Source organism: Streptomyces sp. NPDC036764, from assembly GCF_055609385.1.
In genome coordinates this window covers 2277858-2303189 of the sequence record NZ_JBVJPT010000001.1, presented here as the reverse complement: position 1 = coordinate 2303189, position 25332 = coordinate 2277858, and the positions used below count along the sequence as shown (strand labels likewise).

28 protein-coding genes and 4 pseudogenes are annotated in these 25332 nt (G+C 67.3%); 15 read left to right on the top strand and 17 right to left on the bottom strand.

What is annotated here, in order from left to right; translation table 11 throughout:
- Positions 1–123: 123 nt before the first annotated feature.
- Positions 124–360, bottom strand: a pseudogene (gene aspA, locus ACZ69Q_RS09500) (aspartate ammonia-lyase); the annotation flags it as partial.
- A gap of 120 nt (positions 361–480) precedes the next feature.
- On the opposite strand from aspA, the pseudogene ACZ69Q_RS09495 reads away from it, so the two are divergent.
- A pseudogene (locus tag ACZ69Q_RS09495) lies at positions 481–880 on the top strand (glycoside hydrolase family 6 protein); the annotation flags it as partial.
- Between the two features lie 13 nt (positions 881–893).
- Here ACZ69Q_RS09495 and ACZ69Q_RS09490 read toward each other — a convergent pair.
- Together ACZ69Q_RS09490 and ACZ69Q_RS09485 are read right to left on the bottom strand one after the other, a co-directional pair.
- On the bottom strand, positions 894–1160 hold the full coding sequence (locus ACZ69Q_RS09490; protein WP_471038986.1) for a hypothetical protein: 267 nt from the start codon (positions 1158–1160) through the stop codon (positions 894–896).
- A complete protein-coding gene (locus ACZ69Q_RS09485) occupies positions 1157–1975 on the bottom strand; it encodes a phytanoyl-CoA dioxygenase family protein (protein ID WP_471038984.1) in 819 nt (272 codons plus the stop codon). Before ACZ69Q_RS09485 ends, ACZ69Q_RS09490 begins: the two co-directional genes overlap by 4 nt.
- Positions 1976–2048: 73 nt before the next feature.
- On the opposite strand from ACZ69Q_RS09485, the gene ACZ69Q_RS09480 reads away from it, so the two are divergent.
- Both ACZ69Q_RS09480 and ACZ69Q_RS09475 read left to right on the top strand, forming a co-directional pair.
- Complete coding sequence (locus ACZ69Q_RS09480) at positions 2049–2843, top strand: helix-turn-helix domain-containing protein (protein WP_471038981.1); 795 nt, start codon at positions 2049–2051, stop codon at positions 2841–2843.
- A 116-nt stretch (positions 2844–2959) separates the two neighbouring features.
- On the top strand, positions 2960–3160 hold the full coding sequence (locus ACZ69Q_RS09475; RefSeq protein ID WP_208036950.1) for a type II toxin-antitoxin system VapB family antitoxin: 201 nt from the start codon (positions 2960–2962) through the stop codon (positions 3158–3160).
- Between the two features lie 482 nt (positions 3161–3642).
- On the opposite strand, the gene ACZ69Q_RS09470 is transcribed toward ACZ69Q_RS09475, so the two are convergent.
- On the bottom strand, positions 3643–4584 hold the full coding sequence (locus tag ACZ69Q_RS09470) for a GNAT family N-acetyltransferase (RefSeq protein WP_471038978.1): 942 nt from the start codon (positions 4582–4584) through the stop codon (positions 3643–3645).
- 155 nt (positions 4585–4739) lie between these two features.
- On the opposite strand from ACZ69Q_RS09470, the pseudogene ACZ69Q_RS09465 reads away from it, so the two are divergent.
- Positions 4740–5132, top strand: a pseudogene (locus ACZ69Q_RS09465) (helix-turn-helix domain-containing protein); the annotation flags it as partial.
- A 65-nt stretch (positions 5133–5197) separates the two neighbouring features.
- Here the strand turns inward: ACZ69Q_RS09465 and ACZ69Q_RS09460 are convergent.
- The gene (locus ACZ69Q_RS09460) at positions 5198–5734 is read right to left on the bottom strand and encodes a 2'-5' RNA ligase family protein (RefSeq protein ID WP_471038975.1); all 537 of its coding nucleotides are present in this window, start codon (positions 5732–5734) and stop codon (positions 5198–5200) included.
- Positions 5735–5918: 184 nt separating this feature from the next.
- Between ACZ69Q_RS09460 and ACZ69Q_RS09455 the strand changes: the two genes are divergently transcribed.
- Complete coding sequence (locus ACZ69Q_RS09455; RefSeq protein ID WP_471038970.1) at positions 5919–6428, top strand: NUDIX hydrolase; 510 nt, start codon at positions 5919–5921, stop codon at positions 6426–6428.
- Positions 6429–6509: 81 nt separating this feature from the next.
- A pseudogene (locus ACZ69Q_RS09450) lies at positions 6510–6707 on the top strand (nucleotidyltransferase family protein); the annotation flags it as partial.
- A 54-nt stretch (positions 6708–6761) separates the two neighbouring features.
- Here the strand turns inward: ACZ69Q_RS09450 and ACZ69Q_RS09445 are convergent.
- The 9 genes from ACZ69Q_RS09445 to ACZ69Q_RS09405 form a co-directional block, all read right to left on the bottom strand.
- Positions 6762–7691 (bottom strand): ADP-ribosylglycohydrolase family protein, encoded by a 930-nt coding sequence (locus tag ACZ69Q_RS09445; RefSeq protein ID WP_471038967.1) that lies wholly within the window; start codon positions 7689–7691, stop codon positions 6762–6764.
- A gap of 416 nt (positions 7692–8107) precedes the next feature.
- Positions 8108–8359, bottom strand: a complete 252-nt coding sequence (locus tag ACZ69Q_RS09440; protein WP_471040171.1) for a hypothetical protein — start codon at positions 8357–8359, stop codon at positions 8108–8110.
- 57 nt (positions 8360–8416) lie between these two features.
- Complete coding sequence (locus ACZ69Q_RS09435) at positions 8417–8599, bottom strand: maleylpyruvate isomerase N-terminal domain-containing protein (RefSeq protein WP_471038964.1); 183 nt, start codon at positions 8597–8599, stop codon at positions 8417–8419.
- 362 nt (positions 8600–8961) lie between these two features.
- Positions 8962–9510: a TetR/AcrR family transcriptional regulator gene (locus ACZ69Q_RS09430; protein ID WP_471038961.1), complete on the bottom strand. Its 549-nt coding sequence runs from the start codon at positions 9508–9510 to the stop codon at positions 8962–8964.
- Between the two features lie 25 nt (positions 9511–9535).
- On the bottom strand, positions 9536–10009 hold the full coding sequence (locus ACZ69Q_RS09425) for a nuclear transport factor 2 family protein (RefSeq protein ID WP_471038957.1): 474 nt from the start codon (positions 10007–10009) through the stop codon (positions 9536–9538).
- 247 nt (positions 10010–10256) lie between these two features.
- Positions 10257–10415 carry a transposase family protein gene (locus ACZ69Q_RS09420; RefSeq protein ID WP_471038954.1) on the bottom strand — a complete coding sequence of 53 codons (159 nt, stop codon included), beginning with the start codon at positions 10413–10415 and terminating at the stop codon, positions 10257–10259.
- Complete coding sequence (locus ACZ69Q_RS09415; protein ID WP_471038951.1) at positions 10412–11065, bottom strand: transposase family protein; 654 nt, start codon at positions 11063–11065, stop codon at positions 10412–10414. The genes ACZ69Q_RS09420 and ACZ69Q_RS09415 overlap by 4 nt, the downstream gene beginning before the upstream one ends.
- A 25-nt stretch (positions 11066–11090) precedes the next feature.
- The gene (locus ACZ69Q_RS09410) at positions 11091–11465 is read right to left on the bottom strand and encodes a hypothetical protein (RefSeq protein WP_471038946.1); all 375 of its coding nucleotides are present in this window, start codon (positions 11463–11465) and stop codon (positions 11091–11093) included.
- Positions 11466–11860: 395 nt separating this feature from the next.
- Positions 11861–12043, bottom strand: coding sequence for a hypothetical protein (locus tag ACZ69Q_RS09405; protein ID WP_471038944.1), 183 nt, complete (start codon positions 12041–12043; stop codon positions 11861–11863).
- Between the two features lie 227 nt (positions 12044–12270).
- Here ACZ69Q_RS09405 and ACZ69Q_RS09400 point away from each other — a divergent pair, with 227 nt between their 5' ends.
- A complete protein-coding gene (locus ACZ69Q_RS09400) occupies positions 12271–12903 on the top strand; it encodes a hypothetical protein (protein WP_471038940.1) in 633 nt (210 codons plus the stop codon).
- A 2-nt stretch (positions 12904–12905) separates the two neighbouring features.
- On the top strand, positions 12906–13436 hold the full coding sequence (locus tag ACZ69Q_RS09395; protein ID WP_471038934.1) for a hypothetical protein: 531 nt from the start codon (positions 12906–12908) through the stop codon (positions 13434–13436).
- A gap of 404 nt (positions 13437–13840) precedes the next feature.
- Here the strand turns inward: ACZ69Q_RS09395 and ACZ69Q_RS09390 are convergent, their stop codons facing one another.
- The gene (locus ACZ69Q_RS09390; RefSeq protein WP_471038932.1) at positions 13841–14101 is read right to left on the bottom strand and encodes a maleylpyruvate isomerase N-terminal domain-containing protein; all 261 of its coding nucleotides are present in this window, start codon (positions 14099–14101) and stop codon (positions 13841–13843) included.
- A 355-nt stretch (positions 14102–14456) separates the two neighbouring features.
- On the opposite strand from ACZ69Q_RS09390, the gene ACZ69Q_RS09385 reads away from it, so the two are divergent.
- The 3 genes from ACZ69Q_RS09385 (at position 14457) to ACZ69Q_RS09375 (ending at position 18398) form a co-directional block, all read left to right on the top strand.
- A complete protein-coding gene (locus ACZ69Q_RS09385; RefSeq protein ID WP_471038930.1) occupies positions 14457–15677 on the top strand; it encodes a GNAT family N-acetyltransferase in 1221 nt (406 codons plus the stop codon).
- A 297-nt stretch (positions 15678–15974) separates the two neighbouring features.
- A complete protein-coding gene (locus ACZ69Q_RS09380) occupies positions 15975–16763 on the top strand; it encodes an SAM-dependent methyltransferase (RefSeq protein WP_471038929.1) in 789 nt (262 codons plus the stop codon).
- 450 nt (positions 16764–17213) lie between these two features.
- Positions 17214–18398 carry a beta-ketoacyl-[acyl-carrier-protein] synthase family protein gene (locus tag ACZ69Q_RS09375; protein ID WP_471038927.1) on the top strand — a complete coding sequence of 395 codons (1185 nt, stop codon included), beginning with the start codon at positions 17214–17216 and terminating at the stop codon, positions 18396–18398.
- A 93-nt stretch (positions 18399–18491) separates the two neighbouring features.
- Here ACZ69Q_RS09375 and ACZ69Q_RS09370 read toward each other — a convergent pair whose 3' ends face one another.
- On the bottom strand, positions 18492–20654 hold the full coding sequence (locus tag ACZ69Q_RS09370; protein WP_471038924.1) for an ATP-binding SpoIIE family protein phosphatase: 2163 nt from the start codon (positions 20652–20654) through the stop codon (positions 18492–18494).
- A gap of 239 nt (positions 20655–20893) precedes the next feature.
- Between ACZ69Q_RS09370 and ACZ69Q_RS09365 the strand changes: the two genes are divergently transcribed.
- The 4 genes from ACZ69Q_RS09365 to ACZ69Q_RS09350 all read left to right on the top strand — a co-directional run bounded on the left by ACZ69Q_RS09365 (position 20894) and on the right by ACZ69Q_RS09350 (position 23880).
- Positions 20894–21781, top strand: a complete 888-nt coding sequence (locus tag ACZ69Q_RS09365; RefSeq protein ID WP_471038920.1) for an NAD-dependent protein deacetylase — start codon at positions 20894–20896, stop codon at positions 21779–21781.
- A gap of 130 nt (positions 21782–21911) precedes the next feature.
- Complete coding sequence (locus ACZ69Q_RS09360) at positions 21912–22352, top strand: VOC family protein (RefSeq protein WP_471038918.1); 441 nt, start codon at positions 21912–21914, stop codon at positions 22350–22352.
- A gap of 125 nt (positions 22353–22477) precedes the next feature.
- Entirely contained in the window at positions 22478–22864 is a 387-nt protein-coding gene (locus ACZ69Q_RS09355) for a barstar family protein (protein WP_471038915.1), read from the top strand.
- 29 nt (positions 22865–22893) lie between these two features.
- Positions 22894–23880, top strand: coding sequence for a phosphotransferase family protein (locus tag ACZ69Q_RS09350; protein ID WP_471038913.1), 987 nt, complete (start codon positions 22894–22896; stop codon positions 23878–23880).
- 20 nt (positions 23881–23900) lie between these two features.
- On the opposite strand, the gene ACZ69Q_RS09345 is transcribed toward ACZ69Q_RS09350, so the two are convergent.
- Complete coding sequence (locus ACZ69Q_RS09345) at positions 23901–25154, bottom strand: low temperature requirement protein A (RefSeq protein ID WP_471038910.1); 1254 nt, start codon at positions 25152–25154, stop codon at positions 23901–23903.
- Between the last annotated feature and the right edge of the window lie 178 nt (positions 25155–25332).

The following is a 25332-nucleotide window of genomic DNA, read 5'->3' as shown; positions in this document are numbered from 1 at the left end:
TTGCACGCCAGGCGGATCGAGGGGGCCACGTCAGCATATAAGGCGAGCCTTACTTGATCTACCTAGATAGATGAAATCGCAACAATGGGCCTCGTGAAGGGCCGTTCGGCATACCTGCGGCCGTCAGGCCCGGGCTTGGCGGGCTCCCGCGACCGCCTCGGGCCGGAGCAGGTCGGCGAGGGGCTCGGCGGGCAACAGGCGCTTCTCCAGGGCGAGTTCGGCCACGCCCCGGCCGGAGACCAGTGCCTCTTTGGCGATGTCGGTGGCAGCCGTGTTCTCGATGTGCGGGTCCAGGACGGTGACCAGGCCGATGGAGTTCTCCACGGTCCGGCGCAGCGCCTCGGTGTTGGAGGTGATGCCTCCGGTGATGCCCTGGGTGCACATGCTGCCGTTGCGCCCGGAGGCGCCCGAGCCGACCTTGCCCTTCTCGACGAGGACGGTCCGGGCGCCCTTGCGGGCGGTGTGGTTGGCGGTGGAAGGGACCCCACCACCTGGCGGTGGACCGACACTTGGTTCGCCCAGAACGTGGGCAGCCCGCCCACCGGCGAGCTGCAGCCCTTCGTCATCGACACCAGCCGCAACGGTCTGGGCGCCTGGACCTCGGAGCCCGGCAAGTACAGCGGGGATCCGGAGATCTGGTGCAACGCGCCCGGCCGCGGTCTCGGCCCGCGTCCCACCGCCGACACGGGCGTGCCCATCGTCGACGCCTGCCTCTGGATCAAATTCCCAGGCGAGTCGGACGGCAGACTGCACGCGCAAATCCGGCGGCACCATCGACCCCGAGTACCGCATCGTCGACCCGCGCGCCGGCACCCAGTGGCCCGACCAGGCCCACACACTGGCCCGCAATGCGGGACCGCGCCTGACGTTCAACCGCTGAGCGGTCAAGGCCGCTAGCTGTCCTCCAGCTTCTCGAAGAAGAACTCGTGCTTGAGAAAGGAGACGTCGTACTCGTGACCCGACTGAGGCGGCAGCAGTTGGGAGGCCTGGAACAGGCACCACCCGTCGAGCAGCGCGGCGAGCCCCGTGGGATAGGGCGGCTCGTCGCTGTCACCGGTCGTCGGGTGGGTCCGGCCGGTCCCGTCGTATTGGGACCAGCCCACGACGTGGGAGTCCAGCGTCGACGTCGAGAGATAGAGGACCAGAACCTGCTGCCTCATGCGTGACTCCTCAGGGTCGGCCGGTTGCTGACGCGCGTGACCCAGTACTCGACATCGAACGAGTCGTCACCGGTCAGGGCCCGCCACAGCAGGACCCGGTTGTAGATCTCCAGTCGGCCCGTGGCCTGCTCGTACCAGGGGAGATACGTGTTGAGTTCCGCGGTCACCGCGGGGTCGTGCAGGTCGGAGACGTCCCACAGACGCACCTGCGGCACGGTCGGGTTGAGGCGGAGTTTGTACATGTAGCGACGGTCCGCGGTGTCGTTGCGGCGGCCGCTGTGCCAGATGCCGTGGTGCACGAGAACGACCGTGCCTGCCGGGCAGGTCAGCCGTGTCTGCCCCCTGAGGTTCTGGACGCGGCCGACGTCCGTCTCGTTGATCCTGCGCAGATGGCTTCCGGGCACACTGAGGGTGCCGCCCATGTCGGCGGTCACCTCGTGCGGGTAGTACATGAGCTGGATGTCGAATGCATCCGGCCGCACGTCGATGATCGCGTCTCCGTGGAGCGGCTGCGCCTCTCCCTCGTGCGGCCAGCGCACATGAACCGCGTGGTGGTCGACGGTCGGCCCGGGGCCGACCAGACTCTCGACAGCGCCTGCGACGACGGGCAGGGCGAGCAGTTCGTGGACGAAGGTGTCCTGCGCGAACGCCTCGCCCAGCGGAGTGCCGTAGGCCACGTCGGGCAGGCCCTCCGCCAAGGTCGCGATGGCCCGTTCATTGATCTCCTGCGGCACCACCCCGTCCAGGCGCAGGAAACCCTGCGCGACGAAGCGCGCCACCTGAACCGATGTCAGGAGTTGCTTGCTGGTAGACATGCGACGAACGTACGTGCACTGGTCGGCACAGACGTGGGCTGAATTCGTCCAGTGCTGGTAATTTTCCGTCCTCGTGAAACACGCAACAGTACGGCTCGACGAGGCGCCCACCGTGGTCAATGCGGGCATCGGGGTACACGGCGTCTCCACCACCCACGACGTCTTCCGGCTGCCCGACCTGTGGCAGCTACACCTCTACAACTACGAAGGTGCGCTGACTCTCGGGCAATCGGTCCATCCCATACGCCCCGGGCACGTCAGCCTGGTGCCGCCGAACACGGAGGTCCACTTTCACTACCGGGGCAGGTCGGAGCATTTCTACGTCCATCTGCGCCTGCACGACGGCGGAACCGCCCGGGTGGTGCCGGTGATGCAGGACGCCGCGGCCGAGAGCACACGCCTGGCCGATCTGCTCCGCCACGCCGTTACGGCCATGCCGGCCTCTGCCCCGCGAGCCACCGCCGAGGTCTGGACCGTGCTGTGGCGCATCGCCGAGTTGCAGAGGGACGATGGAGCCGGGCGCCACCACCCGTTCGTGGCCGCCGCCCAGGCCTACGTCGAGGAACACCTGGCCGGCCCCCTGTCCGTACCCGACGTCGCACGCGCCGTCGGAATCTCCCACACACACCTGACGCGCGTGTTCCGTGCCGAAACCGGCCTCACGGTCGTGTCGTACATCCGGCACCGACGCCTCCAACGCGCCCGCCACCTCCTGTTGTCCTCCACCCTGTCCATCACCGCCATCGCCGCGGCCGTGGGCATCGCCGACCTCCAGGCCTTCAACAAGGCGTGCCGCCGTGAACTCGGCGCGGGCCCGCGTGAAGTACGTGCGGCTGCCCCTACGGGACTGGACGACCGAGGACCGTAAGCGGCGCGACGGACAACTACCGCCGTCCCGGCAGGGCGCGTCCGAGGAACTGCCCTGCCCGATCCGTTCCACCGCTGCAGCACTAGAGTGCGGATGCGACGCGATGGGGGGACACAATGGCCAAGGTCAATATCAGTCTCGACGCCGAACTCGTAGTGGAAGTGATGGTCCTGGCCGGGATCGGCTCGCCCCAGGACGCGATCGAGGCGATCGTGCGGGACTACATCGCCCGTGGCCACCGCACGGAGGCCCGCACCGAGCTCAAAGACCAAAGCCTGCGCGAGCTCGACGTCAAACCGCAGGACCCGCAGGGTTGAGTTCCCTAAGCGTGCGTCCACTCAAGCCGCCAGGCGACGTATCCAAGAAGTCGTACTGGATTCTCGAGCGGGCAGAGCCCACATCGAGATCATCACGACATAGGGCGAGACGCAGAACCCACGTCCAAAACACGACCTGGCAGTGATTGCCCTTTACGGAAAGCCGGGAGTACCGCCACAGCAGGCGACAGTCTCCGTCTGATCGGTGCCGGCGAGCGGCACTACCGCGAACACCGCCGCCAGTGCCATCAACAAGCCGAGTACGGCTCTGCGCATGGTCTCCTCCTGCATTTGCCGGGATCCGCCGCCGCACGAAGCGGTCACCACGAGCGGCTTCAGCGACGGTAGCCCGCTGAAGCGGCGATGCGTCCTGACACATGTCAGGAGCGCCGGCCGAGTGCGCGCTTCCAAGGGATGTCCGCAAATCGAAGGTCAGTAGCCAGGGGGCGAGGGGGGTGAGGGCGAGGTTGGGCAGTGGCCGGTCAGTCCCAGCGCATATCAATGCGCCCAGCGAAGTTGTCATACCCGGCACGCTCGAATGCCCGGGCCATCGGCTGGTTTCCCAGATCGGTGTCTGCGGTGACGCGTTCGGCGCCCTGGGCAGCCAGCACCTGGGTCCCTTCGGCGAGCAGGTCGTTGACGAAGCCCTGGCCTCGGTGGCCGTCGATCACGCCGAGGTAGGCGATCACGAAGCCGTTCGGACTTTGCGCCGGAACTACCAAGCCGATCGATTCGCCGTCCGGGCGGATCCCAATCCGCCACCATGACCGCGGACTGGGATAGCTCAGCAGTTCGTCGTGGTACTGCACGCGTGCGTAGTCGTGGGCTGAGGAACGGGCGACGTCGGCCTGGCTGTAGGCATCCAGCGTGCCGGGAAGGATGCGGGTGAGAAGATCGATCGCTTCGTCATCGCTGCTGACCGGGCGGAAGGTCAGACGGCCACCGTGTGAAGGCACTGGTGTGCTGGACGTCCAGCGATAGCGAAGCCTCTCAACGAAAATCTTGCCGCCGGTGCGCTCCACCACCTCTATCCGCTCTGTGACGCGACGTTCAGTAGAAGCGTCGTCTCTCCAATTCGCCGGGAGGGGCTGGAGAACGTACGGGGGCGGCAGGGTGCCCGCAGGGAAGAGCGCGGTGAGGGCGGTGCGCAGAAGACGCGCGCCGATGTCCATCCGGAGCGGGGCGCCGTGGGCGTCGTCGGTGTCGAGGGTTTCCATGACTTCGGGCTTGATGCCGCTGCGTGACCACCAGCCGACCCGTGCCACCGGTCGGCCCTCTCGCAGGGCCACCCACATCCAGTCGGATTTGCAGTGTCCGTTCTGGAGATCTTCTGCGAGACGGTCGTTGTAGGGGCCAGGCAGAGCATTGAAGAGTTTGATCTCCTCCAGACCGGTGATGGGGCGGAAGACCAGGTCACTTGTCACGTAGGGCTCCATAGGCAGCGAGGTTGAGTGCATGAACCAGGTGCACGACGCCGTCCCTTCCCTCCTCCTGCCAGCCCGGCGACCAGGCCGCTGACCGGACGCGAGACGGCGTGGGACCCTGCCGTGGAGGTATAGACGATCAACATCTCATCCGCATGCGATTTAAGGCTCTGCCAGACGCGGTGATCACCAGTCAGGCCGCAGTACTCACGGCGTCGGAGCCATCCTGGATAGCCCCCTTCAGCGGACTGAGCCCGCGCCAGTTCGTCAAGCCTGTCACTGCACTGCGCCGCGAGGGTGCAGACCGTGTTCACAGGGGCCGGCCGTGGAGCTTGCCGCTGGAGGACCGGGTCCTACTGGTCGCCGCTTACTGGCGGACGAACCTGACGCTGCGGCAGCTCGCCCCGCTCTTCGGGATCTCGAAGTCGGCCGCCTTCCGCATCATCGACCATGTCGCCCTGTCACTTGCCCCGCAGCCTCGCCAGCGGTTCCGTAAGAACAGCGTGCACGTGGACCGGCTCACCTTCGGCGGCAACATCATCGAGACCGGCACCGACTCCTACCGCCTCGCATACGCCAAGACCCAACAGAGCAACGGCTGACAGGACCGGGCCTACCCCAGCGGGAAAGCGGCCCGCTGCCGCCACCGCGTCCCGTCGTGGACCAACAAGTCGACCACCGACACCTTCGCCACGAAGGGAAGACCGGTGAGCAGGTCGGCCTCGGCCTTCTCCACGAGAGCCTCGTCCTGCCCCTGGGCGACGGTGAGGTGGGGGACAACATCGTCGAACTGACCGCCGAACGGCGGGTATTCCGGCCATCGCTCGACGATCGCCTCGGTGAGACGCCTGAAGTGCGTGTCCGGCTCGGGGGCGAGATAAAGCACTCCGGGAAACCTGCCACAGTGGTCGAAGCGCGCCTCGAAGGGCTGATGCCGACCGAGTACCTCGCCGATCGCGGCGCGGACACTCTGATCGATCCGGCTCGCATCGAGAAACGGGAAGAGCACGGTCACATGGGCCGGAACACCTGCACGGGCCGAGGAGTCAAGCCTGTCACGCCACCCTCCCACCAAAGGCTCCGCCTCCGGAACCCTCACGATCAACCCCGACTGCCCTGCCCGGAACCCACTCGAGTCGTCATCCGCCATCGCATCTGTCTATCAGCGAGGCCCGACGGGCAGCGACCCGATTATCACCGCCGAGCCTGAGCACGATAGGTGCCGTATTTGCACGACAACTGTCGTCATACGCGTCCGACCCCCTGGTGCCAGTGCTCTTGGGCCGACCTCCGCGGATCGCCGAGAAGCAGCGTTGTCGGTGGGCTCTGCCAGGGTGGGTGTCGTGGATGAACTGGTGGAGCGTGTCGACGATCAAGGTCGTGTGCTCGGGGTGGTCAGCCGTCGGCAGGCCATCCGGGAGGGGTGGCTGCACCGGGTCGCCTCGACGGTGTGTCGTGATGAGCGTGGCCGGATCCTCGTCCACCGGCGGTCGGAGCATCTGTCGCGCTTCCCAGGGCTCTATGAGGTCATCGTCGGTGGCGCCGTGGATGTCGGCGAATCCTATGAACAGGCCGCCGCACGAGAGTTGGCCGAAGAGCTGGGCATCCGTGTGCTGCCGCGCTTGCTGTTCACATTCATCAACCGCAGCGGTTTGAGCCCCCACTGGCTCGGCGTGCACGAAGCCGTGGTGCCGGACGCCATGGTCCCCGATCCCGATGAGGTCGCCTGGCATGGTTGGCTGACCGAACCGGAGCTGCGGTCGGCCCTGCTGGAGTGGCGCTTCACCCCCGACAGCCACGAAGCCTTCAGCCGATATCTCGCGTTCCGGACCGCGCAGTCCTGACCTTGCTCGCCTCGCGGGCTGAGGCGCCGGCTTGAGGCCAACGCGTCTTGTGAGAGCGACTGTTCGTGATAGGGAGTACGGATGCTTGGCCGACTGCCGCTCGTTGAGCAACTCGATGGCTTGCGGTCCATACTCTCCCAGAACGAGGTCCTGGCCGACGTGATGACCAGGGCAGCGACGTTGGAGCTGCCCGGCTGGTATCTGACGGCGGGCTGCCTGTTCCAGACGGTGTGGAACGTGGTCACCGACAGGCCCCCGACCAGTGGCATCAAGGACTACGCCAGGACAGGTCGGTGCCGTCGAAGTAGAAGATATCGCGGAGCAGCACCCGGTTCAGCCTCCGAGGCGGTGTGCAAGGTGGAGCAGATCGGCCAGGTGCAGCACCCGTCCGTCGAAGCCTGGGAGGGGGACGTGGAGCGGCCGGGTCCAGTGGGCGGGGATTGTGTCCAGGCCGTAGTACGCACCCGCGAGGCCTCCGGTCACCGCGGCCACGGTGTCCGTGTCACCGCCGAGGTCGATCGCCGCGCGTATCGCGTCTTCGAAGTTGGCGGTGGTGCGTAGGGCCCAGACGGCGGATCCCAGGCAGGGCCAGACGGCACCGTTGAACTCGGTCGCCTGATCGGGATGCCAGTCAGGCGCGAGGACGGTGGCGTAGCGGCCGCGGTGGTCGGGGTGGACAAGAGCCAGGATGTCCGGGAGCGCGGTGAGGGGGTCGGTGTCCTCGAACGTGACGCGGATGAGTTCGTGGAAGATCGCGGTGCCTTCCCAAGCCGCGCGGTCACCGTGAGTCAGGGCAGCGATCCGGCGGGCCGCGTCCATCGTGGCTTCTTGGCCGGCGGCCGCGAAGTGGACCGCGGAGGTCGATGCCCGCATCAAGGAGCCGTTTCCCGCTGCTCGTTGGTTGACCTGGAAATGGATCGCGGCGGCGAGGTCCCAGGGCATGCCGTTGGTCAGGACGTCTTCGGTCTGCAAGCCGATGTCCTTGGGGTCTGATGCCGCCCACCGCTGGAAGCGGGTGAAGATGTCCGGCAGATCCAGTCCGCCCCGCTCCAGCAACGACTCCGCGACCAGGACGGCCATCTGCGTGTCGTCGGTCGCCTCGCCGGGGTCCCAGCCACCGCCTCCGCACATCTCGCCACCGACACCAGGCGCCGGAAACCGCGCGGAGAACGCTCCCTGAGGACCGAACTCGAAGGGGCCACCCAGCGCGTCACCCACCGCTGAGCCGACGATCGCACCGGCGGCCCGCTGAATCCGCTTCATTCGCGCAGGTTATCTGTGCCGCGCCGAGGGCCGCGCGGCCCTACTCTCTCCTTCGGCTCCCGAACTAGCAGCGGCGAACACGTCGCGTCCAGCACCGCCTGAGACATCCGAGGTCCGAGACACCGGTGCAGGTCACATGACGCCATCCACCGCGGTCATGTCCGGCAGTGGCTGTCGGCGGCGCGGACTTCGAGGAAGGCGGGGTACAAGTCGGTGTCCTTGCGCGAGCGGAGCGGCGTCCATGGAGAGCAGGCCCCGCCAGCCATCCCACTTCACCTCGGCAGCCCACCCCGACGGCAGAGCCGGGTCAGGCGTGGACGCGGCGAGCATCGGCTCTGGCAAGGCCCAGGTCATTGCCCCTATCAAGGCAGACGCGCAGACGAGGACCACGTCGGCCTCAAGGTTCGCTGACCTCTTCAGAGGAACACGCGTGCAATGTCCAGCCACTTATGCGCGTCCTCACCAACGGCTTTGAGGCCAGTCTCAGCTCGGGACCTGCGCTGGGTAACTCGGAGGCAGAAGTCGAGGGCACTGCCCTGAACCCGTTGCATCGCATTCTCTGAGCCCCATGCCCAGGTTTGGCCACCGGGACCGGTCAGCTCAATGCGGAACGGCTCTGTCGGACCAGGCAATTGAGCAGCGTAGAACGACAGCTCTCGTCCTATCACTCCCAAGGACGCCACATGCTTGAGCCGACCGTCGGAGTGCGTGACGCACCCAGACAATCAAAAAATGTCCTGCCCGTGGGCCCACACTTCCATCAGTCGACGCGGTGCCATGAGCGCTGCGGTCATCTGCGAGCCGTACCAAGGAAACCCATGATCCTGTGGCAAATCACCTAGCGCCGCCGCCACCTCGGCTCGACCAGCGCGCCATTGAGTGGTGTGCATCGTGAAGTTGCTGGTCACGGGTCTGGCGTGAGGGCAGGGAGACTACTCGCGCTGGTCGTCGGCCGAAGTCCATGGCGAAGATCATCTGACATGTCGTTCGGGGCCGTCTTCGGGCTCTGCTGCGCCGCTCTTACGATCCGTGGCCGGGCAGGTACGCCGGGAGAGCGTGGGAGGGTGCGGGGATGCATGAGTTGGAGCGGATCACGGCTCGCCGGAGTGAACTGAATACGCTCGCTGCGGAGTTGGCCAAGCAGACTGTAGGAGGGCCATGCCGAGCGGGAGGAGCTAGTGATCGCCTGGGCGAAGAAGGCGAGTCCCACCGGCCGAGCTGGCCTACGAGGAAGAATCGGGGCCGTCGTCGCCGAACTGCCGGTGTCGGATCATCGAGCGGTGAGGACGTGCGCCCACGGCTCATCGATGTCGGCCAGACCCAGCACGGCGACGACATTGTCGAGCATTCCGGCGCCGAACCAGCGCCGCACGGCTTCGTCGTCGCCCAGTAGCTGCCGGACGGTGTCGACCTGCTTGGCGTAGCACCGGCGCACGGCCTGTGCCACCAGCGGCTCGCCGGCGGCACAGTTCGCGTGCATGAGGAAACGCAGGATGTTCTGGTCCGCGACGAGCGCAGCGTAGGCGCCGCGTGCGGCATCCAACGCCGCCTCGGGCGCCGGCCCGGCCCCACCCGAGGCTGGCGAGTGAGCGAGCAGCGTTTCGGTCATGACGATGGACACGTGGTCGACCACCGCCGCGAACAGTGCTTCCTTGTTCGGGTACAGGCGGTAGAGATACGGCTGAGAGATGCCGACCCAGTCTGCGATCTCGTGCGTCGTCGTGCCGTAGAAACCTTTTTGCGCGAAGCATTCGACCGCGGCGGCCATGATGGTCCGACGTCGTTCGTCGCTCTTCGTGCTGGTGCCGGGGGCGGGCATGGGCGTCAGTTAAACACGGCTCCTTTCAGCTTCCAAAAGTCACGCCGAGGTCGGGGTCGGACGGCACGTCGTCGGGTGTGAGGGCTTCGATCGCCACCAGCGGGTTCCAGTAGTCCAGGTAGTGGGTGATGAGTGCGTCGTCATCGGTCCGGACGACGGAGATGCACGTCTGCTCGTATGGCTTGCCGGTCGGCAGCGCCGTGCCCTTCGAGCGGAATTCGGCGATCACCAGACTCGGGTCGACGGTGTCGTGGAACACCAGGTCGACGAACTCGACGTCGAAGGTGTCGGGAAAGTTGCTCATGTGCGCGACCAGTGCGTCTCGCCCCGTTACCCGCTGGGGCACGCCGGCCGGCGCGTACGGGAACTCGAGCACCGCGTCCGGCGCGAACAGCTTCACCCATTCGTCGGTGCGTCCGGCGGCGGTGAGGCGCAGGTGCTCGGCCAGGGCGTGCTGGGCAGCGGCGCGGCGGGCGGCGTCGTCTTCCTTGGCTGTCATCTTCACTCCTACGTTAGTGGTCGACCTATAACCTACCACCCTGCGAGCCGTTGCGAGTGGTCGAGCAGCGGTAGCGCCAGGGGATCCCGGTCCGGTTCACGTACAGGATGGGTCAGGGAAACGCCCCTGCGGTGGCGGGCGGCGCCCCGGTACTTTCGGCGCCCGTCACACTTCGGTGAAGATCGTCGGTCACCGGGGAGACTTCGCGGTTCGTCAGGACCAGCAGGGCCCTGACCAGGGCGGTCGCTCATTTGGGGTCGGTGCGGAGCCTGCCGAGCACGCGCCAGTTCTTGAGGTGGGCGAATCCGTGCTCGACCGGGGCCCGGACGGTCGCCAGTGCCTTGTTGGACAACTTCTGCCCCCGTGCCAGGGGCCGGTTCCGGGTGGCCTTGTAACCGGTGATCACCGCCGGGTCGGTGTCCGGTCCGCTGTCGTCAAGTCCGACGAATCCAGGTCGGCGATGGCGCCGAGTCCGGCCGCCCGGAGTTGGGCGGTGAGCTGATCGTGACGGCAGGCGTTGATCTCCGAGGTCCGTCCGGGCCGGGTCGCCGAGACCCAGGGCAGCCCGCCCCTGTCGTCGGTAAGCGCGATCACGAGCAGGCCATGGCACTTATGCTTGCCCGAGTAGTTCTTCCGGTTCGCCGTGCCGGTGCGCCGCCGGGTGCGGATCAGCGTGCCGTCCAGCAGTACGCCCCCGCCGCCCGTTTGGGCGATCTTCTTCAGGGCCCGCTCAAGGCGCGGGGCGCGGGCGGCCAGCAAGTCGACGATTTCGCGAACCCACCGGGTGACGGTGGTGCGGTGTATCCCGTTGCCGCCCGCCAGATCGCCCGGCCGCTGGTCACAGCGCGGTACCGCGAGCGCGATGGCGGCGATCCTTCCCGCAGGCAGGGCCCGCCACCGTGAGCCGGTCTTCTTCAGGTGGCCGCGCATCAGGGCCGCGAGATAGTTCAAAGTGCCGCTCGACAGGGGCAGGCGGGCGGTGCAGACAAGGCCGTCAGGGCCCTCGACGATGCTGTTGGCTTTCTTCACACCAAACCCAACTGCCGTTGGAGGCACGCCAGTTACGCCCCGCCCCGCACGGTCACGGACGCGCGGTGAGCCGCCCGTCGGGCCGCTTGTGCAGCCAGCCACGATCGGCGAGCTTGGTCATCTTCGCTCGCAGCGGCTCCAGCTTGCCGCGGACCACAGCGTCCAGGCCCAGCCGCTCGCCAACCGCCCTGACCTGCACCGGGCCGTCGGTCTCCCGCACGATCGCCAGAATTTCGCGGTAGTCACCGGGCAACACGTCCTCGGCGGCCGCGTCGCTGCGGTGAGGGATAAGCAGTACCGTCCGCCCGGCCACCTTCGCGGATACCGGAGCGACAGCTTCGGCATCGGCCTGGGCCTGCTCGGCCAAGCGGTTCAACACTCGTTCTGTGATCGCCAGTTCGTCCCGCTCGACCTGGACCTCATGCATGTCGGTGACGCGGCTGTCGCAGCGCCTCGCCCCCTGAGCCGTAGATGGCCCGCTGTGGCTCCTACCGCACAATGGCCTACCAGGTGGCCGCCCGTAGCGGTGCAACGGTTCGGGTAGGCGGTAGGACTCCTCCCCTCCTACCGAGGTAGGAGACTGCTGGATGACTTGGGGGCTCGGGGGAGGCCGCAGGGGTCCGGAAGTTGGTGCGCAAGCACCACCAGGCCACCCCGCTGATGTCCTGAAACGACGGAAGGGCCCTACGCGCGGTCTGCCGTGGGCCCTTCAAGCGTTCGCTAGGGCGAGAGCTGTTCGGAGCCCCGAGCCTAGTCAGAAGCTGTCTCCAGGAGGGGTGTTCCTGGTCGACAGCCGCGCAATATGGGGTTAGAACTGTGGCTTTACTTCCCGTGCCACACGTACATCAGGACGGCAACAACGAAGACGGCCGTCCAGGTTCCCGCCGTGCAACCCGTCTCCACCGCTTCCCAGAAGGTGACCTTCTCGGACGACTGCCGGTGGATGATGCCCGCCAGCAACCCGACGATGATCGAGAGCAAGATCCCGATCAGTACGTCCCTCATCCGATCGCGGGGGGACCGGGGAGGCTCAGGGTTGGGCTGGGCGTTCTGCGGCGCAATGGCCAACGGTGCGTTCCCTATAGTGATCGTTTTTTGTTGTGGTAGCACCAAGTATGCCGCATACCGCCCATTTTCAGGGGCAGATGGGGACGTAGAGGCAACAGTGACCGGAAGCGCTGAGGTTCCTCAAGCAGGGGTCCAACTAGCTTGCTGCTGGGCATCCTTGGGCCATGTCGCTTTCGGTCATCGCGATCATCGTCGCTGGGGTCAGCGCACTCTTCACCGCCAGCAACATGCTGGTCTCGTACGCCACCTACCGGCGTTCGAGGCCGAAGGTGAAGATCAGGTCTGAGCTGGTCGTTGAGTGGGCAGAGCCCGAGAGCAGCCCTCGACCCATCATCGGGTTCGTTTATGTGCACTTCATCAATCGCAGTGCAACCCCGATCAAGCTGGACCAGCTCTTTATCGTGGGAGTGGGACAGCATCCCATTCACACCAGAAAGCGTCGTCGCTTCGCCTTCCCACTCGACGTAGAGCAAGAGGGGTTGGAAAAAACCCTAGAGCCATTCGGTGGGGTTCAGTGGACGTCCTACATCCCCATGCTCGCCATCCTTGATCTCGACCGCGTCAAGAGTGCTCGCGTCCTAGCCATCCTGCCGAACGGCCGCTTGGTGAAGGGGCCAAGGTTGAAGGACGTGAAGGACTTCTATGACCCAGCTCTCCGCCTGCGGATCAAGGAGGAGCTAAGTAAATCGCTCGACCAGCCTTCGGCCGATGGAGGTCAACTCACGTTCGACGACCTCATGGAGCACGCAGAGGGGGTACATCGCCTCCGTACGACTCCAGAGGGAGAGACGGAGTAACTATGACTGCTGACTGGTGGGCTCGGGGTATCGCCATCGGGGGTGCGTGTGCCGCGCTTAGCAACGTCATCTTCACGGGCCTGACGTACCGCCGAGTTCACCCCAAGGTCCATTTTCGGCTCTTCACTACCGAGGTGAGACCTGCGACCGAACAGCTTCCCGAGGCATACGGGTTCGTCTTGAGGTTCCGAAACAATGGTACGACCCCGGTGAAGATCGAGCGCGTCGACATGGTGTGGTTTCCCAGGGTCTATGAGCGGGGGGAACGTGTGCTGATCATCAGCGACAAGTTCCATGAGGAACCAGCGACGGCCCCGGTGGTTCCCGGTCTTGATGGTGTGACGTATTCGTTCTACGTACCCGCGCACTACCTCTCCGAACGGGAGGACCGCGACCGCATGCGGATTGAAGTTTTGCTGTCCAACGGCGAAAGGCTTCAGGGTCCCAAGGTCGGAACCTACCCGTGGGCGTTCCTCGACGACGACGAGGACGAAAGAGGACGACGACTGAGCCGGCGTGCGGACCCGACCTAAGAGTTTCGTAAGGGCCGTTTCGGGGCCGGAAGTCCACAGTCCACGGCCAAAAAGTGTGGACCTGTGGACATGGACGTCCACACCTTTCGCTGTCTGAGAGGAGAAAAAAGTTGAGTGACGAAAGTCTGCTTGGTCAACTGCTGGGCAAGGGCGTCCAGTTCGCCTCGGCGAGTGGTGATCCACTGTCACTCCTGCATCTCCGCAGCCCCCTCGATCTCATGGCGTGCCAGCCTGCCGACGGATCGTAGGCGGGGGTCGGTCGTGGGCGCAGCCGAACCCGGTAGACCGCCGGAACGGGACCTGCCCGATGATCTACGCCGTGGTCATCGGCCGCCGACCAGCGCGAGTACCCGACTCGCTACTCACACCAGACCCGTGACCTGCGGCTTCACGATGCACGCGACTCATTGTTCCAGCAGCACCGAACGCGGTTTGGCGGCTCCTGCGGCGGCGTCGAGATCAGCGTAATCGCTGCCTGCGGCTTCGGCCTGCTTCAGTACGGCGTCGAAAGTCTCGGGAGTTCGCACGGCGATGAGAACGTTCGCATCTGCCGAAACGAGATGAGCGATCTGATGGGCGATCGTCCATCCCGCTGCCGGTGTCGGCTTGGTCCAGTCACTATGCGCTGATACCAGGGCGTCGAGATCATCCCCCTCAGCGACCAAGTCGGAGAGAGCAAGATCGCGCCCTAACCCCGGAGACATCAAGGCCATAGTTCAGCATCGGGTGTCACCTTCACGCACGTTGACGAATGACCCTGCCTACATGAACCGATCCGCGGATGACGATAGTCGAACGGATAGGGCTGCTTCCCCGTTGCGCCGCAAGTGCTGTCCGCGGCGGCGGGGAGGCCCCGCCGCCCAGCCCCGGCGCCGCAACTCACCCCCGGTGCCAGGCTGGGCACTGTGATCGGCTGCGGGGCCCGCTCGTAATTCGTTTGCGCCGGCCACCGGTGAACGCTGCACTGTGGCCGGACACCGCGCGTCGTGGTGTCGGTATGTCGAGGAGGCAGCAGCGGCAATGGATGTTCGTTCCGCGACCGATGAGGACCTTGACGTCTTCGTCGACACAGTCCATGCCGCGTTCGGGCGCTTTACGGAAACCCCGATCGAGGGAGGCGGGCTCTGGTGGTCGGCGCTCGAAATGGACCGCTGCCTGCTCGCCCTGAGCGCGGACGGGCGCCCCGTCGGGACCGCCGCCACACACTCCTTCGAGCTCACCCTGCCGGGTGAGGTCCTCATCCCGGCCGCCGGGGTGACCGCCGTCGGAGTCCTGCCCTCGCACCGGCGCCAGGGCGTACTCAGCGCGATGATGCGTCATCAGCTCGCCCAGTTGCGTGCCCGCGGGGAGCTCCTCTCCGTGCTGCTGGCTTCCGAGGCTCCTATCTACGGCAGGTTCGGCTACGGACCGGCGACCTACACGGCACGGCTGACGGTGCCGCGCCACAGGGCCGCCCTCACCGTCCCCCGGGCTCGCGGAGCGGCCGACGCGCGGGCGAACGGCTCGGTCGAGGTACTGCGGCGGGCAGAGTGCGGCGAGATTCTGGAAGAGGTCTACGACCGGTACCGCCGCGCCCAGCCCGGCGCGTTGTCCCGGCCGCACCGCTGGTGGGCCTTGCGCGCGGGCCAGCCCCCGATCTCGCCGGCGCCTCGCTATGTCGCCGTTCACCGCGACGCCCACGGCGTCCCGGACGGGTACGCCAGCTACTCGATCGGCGAGGCCAACACCTTGACCGTCGACGAGACCATCACCGACGACGACGCCGTCTTCACGGCCCTGGCACGGTTCGTACTCGGACACGACCTGGTCTCCCAGGTCGTGTTCAAGCACGTCCCGGCCGAGCACCCGCTGCGCTGGCAGTTCGCGGACTTCCGCGCCGGCGAGGTGAGCGGCGACACCGACTGGCTCTGGGTGCGACTGCTGGACGTCCCGCGTGCTCTGACCGCGCGCGGATGGTTCATGGACGGCGAGCTCGTCCTCGACGTCGAGGACCCCTTCCTCGGCGAGCACAACCGCTACCTGCTGACCGTCCGGGACAGCAAGGCCGACTGTGTCCCGACGGACCGGGCGCCTGACCTGTCCCTGGACGTGCGCGACCTCGGCTCGGTCTACCTCGGCGGTACCGCCCCGAGCAGCCTCGTTCGCGCCGGCCACATCCGCGCCCACAGCCCGGGCGCGGCCGCCCTCGCCGACGCCCTCTTCCGCACCGAACGCTCCCCACACTGCCTGCACTGGTTCTGATCACGCGCCCGCCGCCCCAGCACGCTTCCCGAGAACCGGACCACCAGCAGTTCGCCCCACAGGCGCGTGATCCCCGACGGCACGTCGCATGCGTCCCGGACCGCACAGGCAGGCAGCAGACCGAACGCCTCGCACGTCGTCGGCCGGGGCCTCCGAACTCCGCCTCGTCACAGAGTCACTGGTCCCCCGGTCCAGTTGCCGCTGTTCAACTCGGCCCGCACGCAAGGAAGATGAGATACCCGAGTACGATCATGGCGAACCCGGTCTGCATCCTTACACCGGCGCGATGGAGCTGCCATGACGACCAACTCACAGCCGTCTCTGCCGATCGACACCAGTAAGGCACATCCCGCGCGGATCTATGACTGGCTTCTCGGTGGCAAGGACAACTACCCGGTCGACGAAGCGGTCGGTGAGATGCTGCCGCCCGAGGCGAGGGACGCCGCGCGGCAGAACCGACAGTTCATGCACCGGGCGGCCGCGTGGCTCGCCGCGCAGGGTATCGATCAGTTCCTGGACATAGGCACGGGAATTCCGACCGAGCCGAATCTCCACCAGATCGTGCAGAACGTCGTGCCGTCGGCCAAGGTCGTCTACACCGACAACGACCCGATCGTCCTGCGTCACGCAGAAGCGCTGCTGATCAGCCGTCCCGAGGGAGCGACCGACTACATCCAAGCTGATGTGCGCGACCCGGAAGCGATCGTCCAGCATGCCCGACACGTTCTGGAGTTCGACCGCCCCGTCGCGCTGTCGCTCATCGCGCTGATGCACTTCATCACCGACGAACAGGACGCCCACGGCATCGTCCGCGCCCTGGTCGACACGCTGCCCTCGGGTAGTTATCTGATCCTGTCGCACGCCGCGTCCGACCTGTTTCCGGAACTCGCCGAGCAGGTCGTCGCCGAGTACGCCAAGGGTGGTATCCAGCTCGCCTTCCGCACGCGCGGAGAGGTGGAGCGCTTCTTCGACGGCCTGGACCTGGTGTCACCCGGCCTGGTGACGGCGACGGACTGGTTCGCCGCCACCCCGGCCTCGGAGGCGGAGGACAGCGGCATCTACGCAGGAGTGGCTCGAGTCCGCTGAGCAAGCTCGTCCCTGTGGGCCTGAAGCCCAGCAGGCGTCCCGTCCCGTAACCAATGACGGCGGCAAGAGGCGCCGAGCGGGCGCCCGCGAGGGAGCCGGAGCTCTCCTATTGACCATCAGGCGGCAGCCCTTCACCGGCGAGACCGAGGCTGCACCAGCTCGATGAGCAGAGTGCACCCCGACCACTGAACCGTGGACTGGCGATGCGTCAGACAGGTACGGCACCGCGTCGGGCTCCACGCACAGCAGTGTGCGCCGCATCACGCATCACAGGGCTGATCCAAGTTGCCCAGATCACAGCGCAAATGTCCATTTAGCCCCCATGCTCGAAGCGGATTCAGAAGCCCGAAGTAGAGCGCACAGGCATTGACTTGGACACACCGTGCCGAAGTGATGCATGCCACAGCGTTCGTGACGAACTGCCTCATCCCCCGTAGAAAGGTGCCACCCATGGCCGCTTACCTGTGCCCGCCTGCCGTGATACACGGCCAGCACACCGTGAAGACCAGCCAGATCGTGGCGGAGGTGCACGACCGGCACCCGCACGCGGCCTGGACGCCGCGAATTGACGGCATCGCGGCCAGTACGGGCATCGACGCCCGCGGGTGGATGCTGCCGCTGGAGACCGCCGTCGCGCCCGGCAACGGGAGTGGCCTGCCGGCCGCCGGCGTCGGGCCGACCCGAGAGGCCCTGGCCGGCAACGGGTTCACCGAAGGGGACATGGATCGCGTGATCGCCGCACTTGAGTCGATACCCGCGCCGCAGACGGTCCAGGAGCGCACGGCGCCGGCCTGGGCGGCCGTGCAGTCCTACGGGGAGCGTGCGGCGCGCGGTGCCCTGCAGATCGCCGGGCTGGACGCCGCGGACGTCGACTGCCTGATCACCAGCAACTCCACCACCCCGGCGCTGCCGGGGCTGGACGTCGCCCTGGCCAACAAGCTCCCGCTGCGCAACGACGTGATGCTGCTGCCGGCCACGCAGTGGGCCTGCATCGCCGGGACCCGCTCCCTGGCGCTGGCGGCGGATCTCGTGGCCGCGGACCCCGACCGGGTGGTCCTGGTCGTGATCGCGGAGGCACTGAGCACTACCTATCAGCCCGCGGACGACACTCTTGAGTCCTTGATCGTCCGGTTGCTGTTCGCGGACACCGCGGTCGCCGCGGTGGTCACGGGCCGCCCGAGGCCCGAGTCGGTGCTGCGACTGGACGCCGCCTGGAACCACACCCTGCCCGGCACCCAGGACCTGCACCGCCTGGAGACACAGGCGGACGGCACCCACTTCGTGATGGACCGGCGCGGACCGCGCGCCGTACAGGAGACGGTCACCGCGATGTGGGAGTGGTTGCGCACCCGCTACCAGGACGACCCCAACTCCTGGCACCCCGACGTGCTGCTCGCGCACCCCGGCGGGACGCGAGTGCTGGAGTACATGGAGCAGACGATGCCCGACGGCTGGCCGTCGGGGCTGCTGGACTACAGCCGGGACAGCTACACCAGCGGCAACCGTGGAGGCGCCGCCGTGTTCGACATCATGCGGAGGGCACACGACGCCGGGCAGGAACCGGGCAGCCGCGCCGTCCTGTACGCGGCGGCCCCGGGCCTCACGGCCACCGCCCTGGAAGGCGAGTGGCTGTAGTGCGGGCTCGGCAACCCGTACCAGCCCTCGCCGCCCGCTACGCTGGTCGCGCCGTCTGACGAGCGCACGTCACCCCACCCACCCGCAACCGCGTCACCTCGCGACCGACGCCCAGACCACCTTTCCGGTGTCCGTCCACCGCACCCCCCACCGGGTGGTGAGTCCATGCACGACGCGCAAGCCACGACCACCGTCGTCGAAAAGCTCGCTGCGGCCCAGCCGCGGCCTGCCGTTTCCGGTGTCGCCCACCTCGCACAGCAGCCCGTCACCGGTCCTGATCAGCCGTAGCGTGATGGGTCCGGCGGCGAAGCGGACCGCGTTGGCGACCAGTTCGCTGACGACCAGCAGCACGCTGTCGCGGGTGTCGTCTCTGACGCCCCATTGCCCCAGCAGCGCGGCGACCAGCGTGCGGGCCTGGGCTGCCGCGTCGCCTCGGGCGGGCAGACGCCAGGTCGCGGTGTCCCCCTTGCGGTAGCCGATCATCCGCGCGAGCAGCAGGGTCACGTCGTCGCGCCGGCGCGCAGGTGCCAGGGCTGCGACCAATTGACGCGCGGCCTCCGGCAGGGCATCCCAGGGGTGCACCGTGGACACGGCGTCCGCCAGCCTGCCGATGCCCTCGTCGATCGGCAGCGCGGGATCCTCGACCAGGCCGTCGGTGTAGAGGGCGAGCAGCGAGCCCGAGGGTGCGGCGAACACGTGTACGTCGAACGGCTCCCGCAGCGCGAATTCGGCGCCCAGCCCGGGGTGGGGGCGTATTTCGACCGGGCCGCCGGGGCCGTCCGGGGGCACCAGGACCGGGGGGAGGTGGCCGGCGCTGGACAGCGCCACTTCGTGGCTGACCGGGTCGTAGACGGCGATGCAGCAGGTCGACCCGAGGGCGCTGTAACCGGCGGCCAGCCCCGACTCCGCGTCGTCCAGCAGCGTCACGGTCTCGTCCAGGTGTTCCAGCACCTCGTCGGGCGCCAGCCCCGCGGACAGCAGCGCGCGGGCCTCCATGCTGAGCTGCCCCATGGTCGCCGCCGCTCCCAGGCCGTGCCCGACGACGTCACCGACCACCAGCGCGGTACGGCCGTCCGGCAGCGGAAAGCTGTTCACCCAGTCACCGCCGACGCCCGCGCTGTCCGGAGTGGCGGGCTGGTAGATGCTGGCCGTCTCGATGGTGTCGCCGCCGGACCGTGGCAGCAGTCGGCGCTGCAGAGCCAGCACCTGCGTGTGCTCGCGCTGGTGCTGACGGGCCAGGTCCACGTGATGGGAGGTCCTGGCCACCAGCTCCTGCAGGTCGAGCAGCTCACTGTCGTGGAAGGGGCGGTCCGCCCGCCTCCAGACCTCTGCCACCCCCAGAACAACCGGCGGGGCGCCGTCCAGGACCAGCGGTATGTACGCCACACCCGCCGCTCGGTCGCTGGGCACCAGGGCTCGTACCAGTCGCGCACTGCCGAGCACCCGCTCGATCGCCGCCCGGTCGGGGATGACGATGGCCTGCGCTGCATCGTCACGCCGTATCGCCTGCGACAGCAGACGACTCGCATCGCTGGGAAGATCGTCACCCGGAGTCACATAGCCGTCGGGCCACGCCCGGTCCGGCACCAGGGCAGCCCGCCGCAGCCGGATGCGCCGCTGCGGCTGCTCGGCGACCACCTCGCCCGTCCACACGGCGAGGTCCAGGTCGATGGCGGCCACGTCTCCCCAGGCCAGCAGAGACTCGGCCAGCGACTGCGCGGTCTCGCCGATGTCCAACGAGGTGCCGATGGCGGTCTCGGCGGCGTACAGGTGCAGCCTCTTGGCCATGGCGATCAGCGACACGGTCAGGCCGTCCTGGGGCGCCGCGGCGGCCAGGATGCTCATCGAGACCACCAGCTCCGACCCGTCGCTGCGCCTCAGGCGCTGAACCCTGGCGACGTGCGGCTCACCGGTCTCGAGGACCTGCCGCAACCGCCGAGTGACGGTCGGAACGTCCCAGGGAGGCAGAAGATCGACGAAAGGGCTCCCGGTCACGGCCTCGACCCCCGCGAAAACGGGGGCGTCCAGATTGCTGCGGGTGATTCTCAGATCCCGGTCCAGGTTGACCGCGCCAAGGATCTGCTCCTGACGGCCGGGGGCCGGATTGGCTTGTGCGCGTTGGCGGGCGGCGCCCTCGCCCTGCGAGTCGGCGGAACCGGCGGCGGCTGCCGCTGCGCCGCGTGGGATGTACCGCCCCAAAGCGCTGCTGACCATGTCGAACGGCGACGCAGACGAGGGGTGGGGGGTGGAGTCCATGCGGCTCTCTCAGCTCGCTCGCCGACCCCGGCAAAGCACCGGGGCCGTACCAGAACCCGGGCGACAGGGTCCCGAGGTTCCTGACCGCACACCTCATTCAATAACACCCGGGGCTGCTTCGCCCACACCAGCGGATCGTGCCTCACCGACGCCCCTTGGCCCGGCCTCGCCGGCGGCCGGGGGGAACCAGGCCGCCGTGCGAGAGAACCCGGGCGCAGCCCGCTGCGTACCCTGGCGGCATGCGCATGCGCCCCACTCTCGCCTGGACCCCGCCCCAGGACTGGCCGTCGGCCACCACGGATCTGGAGCCGGTCGCCGATGCGCTGAGCACCGGCGGTGTGCTGGTACTCAGCGGGGCGGGCATCTCCACGGAGTCGGGTATCCCCGACTACCGGGGTGAGGGCGGGAGCCTGAGCCGGCACACGCCGATGACGTTTCAGGAGTTCACCGCCAGTGACCGGGCCCGGCGTCGTTACTGGGCACGCAGCCACCTCGGCTGGCGCACGTTCGGCCGGGCCCGGCCCAATGCCGGGCACCGGGCCGTGGCCGCGTTCGGGCGGCACGGTCTGCTGACCGCTGTGATCACCCAGAACGTCGACGGCTTGCACCAGGCCGCGGGCAGCGAGGATGTCGTGGAACTCCACGGAAGCCTGGCGCAGGTCGTCTGCCTCTCCTGCGGCACCTTCAGCCCGCGCGCTGAACTGGCAGAGCGCCTGGAGGCGGCCAACGCGGGCTTCGATCCGGTGGCGGCAGCGATCAACCCTGACGGTGACGCCGACCTCACGGACGCACAGGTGGGCGACTTCCGAGTCGTACCCTGCACGCTCTGCGGCGGCATTCTCAAACCGGACGTGGTGTTCTTCGGCGAAAACGTCCCCCCGCAACGGGTCGAACACTGCCGCATGCTGATCCGTGAGGCGACCTCGCTGCTGGTCCTGGGTTCCTCACTGACAGTGATGTCCGGGCTCCGGTTCGTCCGCGAGACGGTCCAGGCCGGCAAACCGGTGCTGATCATCAACCGGGATCCGACCCGAGGCGACGGCCACGCCGTCACCCGCGTCGCCCTCCCGTTGGGAACAGCCCTCACCACCGTGGCTGAGCGACTGGACATCCCGGTCGCCGCTTGAAACAAGTGCAGTACCGCCGCTGCCTCAGCTTCAGCTTCAGTGAGGGCTTCGTCGCCAAGACCGCGCTCGACCTCGAGCCTCCGTAACCTCAGTCATCAGAGATCTCTAGTTCCGGTTCCGGAGGCCCAGCATGGCGATCCAGCGGATGGACAACGTACTCATCGTCGTCGACGACCTTGAGGCTGTCATCGCGTTCTTCGTCGAACTCGGCATGGAGCTCGAGGGCAAGGGGCCACTCGAGTGGCGCGGGGCGGAACGTGTCATCGGGCTCGACGACGTCCGGCAGGACGTCGCCATGCTCCGGGTCCCTGGCGGCCACGGGCGAGTGGAGCTGGCGAAGTTCTACAGGCCGAAGGCCATCACCCCCGAGCCGAATGCCCCGCCGGCGAACACGCTCGGCCTTCGTCGCATCATGTTTGCCGTCGACGACATCGAGGACAGCGTCGCCCGCCTGCGGGACCAGGGCGCCGAACTCGTCGGCGAGATCGTGCAGTACGAGAACGTCTATCGGCTCTGCTACGTCCGCGGTCCCGAGGGCATCATCGTCGGACTCGCCGAACAGCTCAGCTGAAGGCCGCCGAACGGACCGTACGCCCAAGATGGGCTTGCACCGCAGAGCGGCCTTCGCGTGATCATGCGTTCCGCCACCGAATAACTGGAGGCACACGTCACGGAGCCGCACATATCCTGCGGGCTGTGACCGCGATATACGTGCTGGACGGCACTCAGATCAGGACGCTGGAAGACTTCTGGCGAGTCATCGGTGAGGCGATCAACGGTCCCGGTGGCTACTTCGGCAAGAATCTCGACGCTTTCGCCGACTGTCTCAGCGGCGGTTTCGGGGCACCCGACGACGATGACTATGTGGTCGAGTGGCGGGACCATCAGGTGTCTCGCGAGAATCTGGGCTATCCGGAGACTGCCCGGCAGTTGGAGATCCGCCTGTCGCGCTGCCATCCCTTGAACCGTCCAGCAGTCAGTGCCGATCTGTCCGCGGCGCGTGAAGAGCGCGGAACGACCGTCTTCGACTGGTTGATCGAGATCTTCGGAGATCGCGCCCCTGGCGTCCTGCGCCTTCTGTGACGGTGGACGCCCGCTCATAAGGTCGGTTGATGCGCCAGTTCACGGAGACTGAAGTCTTGTCCGGGATCGTGCACGAGGCACTGGGGGCGGGAGCCCGCGTTGTCGGAGTGGACCGGTTGCGAGGCGGGAGCAAGAAGGGGGTCTACCGGGTTCACGTTGACGGATCACGTGCAGCGAGTGTGATCGTCTACGTCTGGGCCGAGGCCGAGAACTTCTGGCCGTCTGCGGAGGCCATCGACGCGGCAGACCCGTTCGCTCCCGCCACTGGGCTGGTCCCCTTCCTAGCCGCTCAGCGGACGCTGGACGTCCTTGGAGTCCGGGTTCCAGGCGTACTCCTGGCTGACGACAGCCGACACCGCTACCCGGCGGATGTGGCAGTTGTCGAGGACGTTGCCGGCGGCACTCTGGAAGCGCTCCTGAAGACGGATCCCGCACGCGCATCGCATGCCTTGAGCGAGCTGGCAGCAATGCTCGACGTGATGCACCGGCAGCGCAGTCGGCAGTACGGCAGGGTGGACGTGCTGGAACGTGGCGACAAAGCGATCGGCCCTTCATGCGAGCAATTGGTTCTTGAGCGTGCCCTCGGGGATGTCGCGGAGGCGGCCGAACGCGACTCCAGGATCGGATCAGCCGTAGCCCCCTTGCAAGATCGCCTGCAGGAGCTGGCCGCGCGGGTGTCTCCGCGCAGGGAACACGGACTGATCCACGGCGAACTCGGGCCCGATCACGTCCTGGTCGATGCCTCCGGACACCCCGTCCTCATCGACATCGAGGGCCTGATGTTTTTCGATGTCGAGTGGGAGCACGTGTTCCTGCGGCTTCGTTTCGGCGAGCAGTACCGAGCCTTGTCACGCCCAGGACTCGATCCGGCGCGGCTCGACCTCTTCATGCTCGCGATGCGCCTCTCGTTGGTGGCCGGCCCCTTGCGCCTTCTCGACGGCGACTTCCCACACCGCACGCTGATGCGGGAGATCGCCGACCACAACGCGAAGGAAGCGCTGGCCCTGCTCCAGTAGCACCACGCCAGCCCTCGGCTTCAGAGGGCCGGCCTCTCGTTGATCAGTGAGCCTTGGCGTAGCCACCGCACGAACGCGAAAACCCAGGTCGCGGAGAGGAGGAGCAACAAGATGAGAGCGAGGAGCCAGGGAGTCGGGCGGGACCAGCCGGCGAGGAGGGCGGCGACGGCTGCCGTCACGAGCACGGCTTGCACTGACTTGTAGGCGGAGAGGCGGCGGTCGTATTCCGCCAGGGTGGCCAGCAGCACCACGGTAGTGAGCAGCATCGCGGCTACGGACCCGCCCATCAGCCAGCTCAGGGCGACGGGCGTCCGGTGATCGGTGGCGTGCTCCACAAGCCCGACCATGCCCGCGCCGGCTGCCGCCACGGCCATGGTCAACGGCAGGTGAGTGAAGATCCAGATCGCCAGGGAGTGGCCGCCCTCGCGGGGCCACTGTCGGGACACCAAGTCGGCGTAGTTCCACCAGAAGCCGAACCCGATGGCGAGCCCGAGCAGGCCCGTGGTGGTGACGATTGCGCTGCGTTCGGTTTCGGTCAGGCCGTTCACGACACCGATGACGACTTCGCCGAGCACGATGATGATGAACAGCCCGAAGCGCTCGACCATGGGGTCGGTCACGACGTCGTAACTCGCCGTTCTGCGCCAGAAGATGAGAATGACGCACTCCACGCTGCACCAACCGACGACGAACACCGCCCAGACCGCGAGACGGGCGTCGGCCGACAGCGGTACCGAAGCAGCGATCAGGATGATGCCCGCGATCATGACGATCAGATAGCGTCGGGGCGTCCTGCGCAGCTCCGGTTGGTCCTGCCGGTACACGGAGTACCACTGGTAGCTGAGCAGGGCCAGCAGCAGTGCGTAGAGTGCCGCCAGGGTGCGGCCGTCGTCGCCGTCGGCGTGGCCGACGTAGACCGCCATGAGGGACAGCAACAGCATCTGCAAGAAGACCAGCAAGCGGGTGTGACCGTCTTCGCGGCCGTGCAGTTCGTAGAAGAGTGTGCCGTTCACCCAGGCGATCCAGATCAGCCCGAAGACCACCGCGAAGGTCGCCGTGCCCCGCCAGGAGACGTCCTCCGCGAGGGTGTGGGCCGCCTGTCCGACCAGGACGACGTAGACGAGGTCGTAGAAGAGCTCCAGGAAGCTGACGCTGCGACTGGTGTCGACCTCGCCGTGGCGCCGCGGCGGGCGGAAGAGCCATCGGCGGGTGCCGGTGCCCAGCGGAACTGCCTCTGCGGTGACGGGACGGGGCTCGGGGGCACTGTCGGACATGTGAGGCTCCAGTATGGCGCGGCCGAACGTGTGGCGCAGTGATGGTGACGGCTGCACTGCCGCGGTAACCACGGGCACGCCGCAGTATGGCGGACGGCTGCCGGTAATTCGGCAGGGCGGAGCAGCGAGGGTTGCGTACCGCGGCAGTCAATGGCGATCGTCCGCATCGCATCCTGAC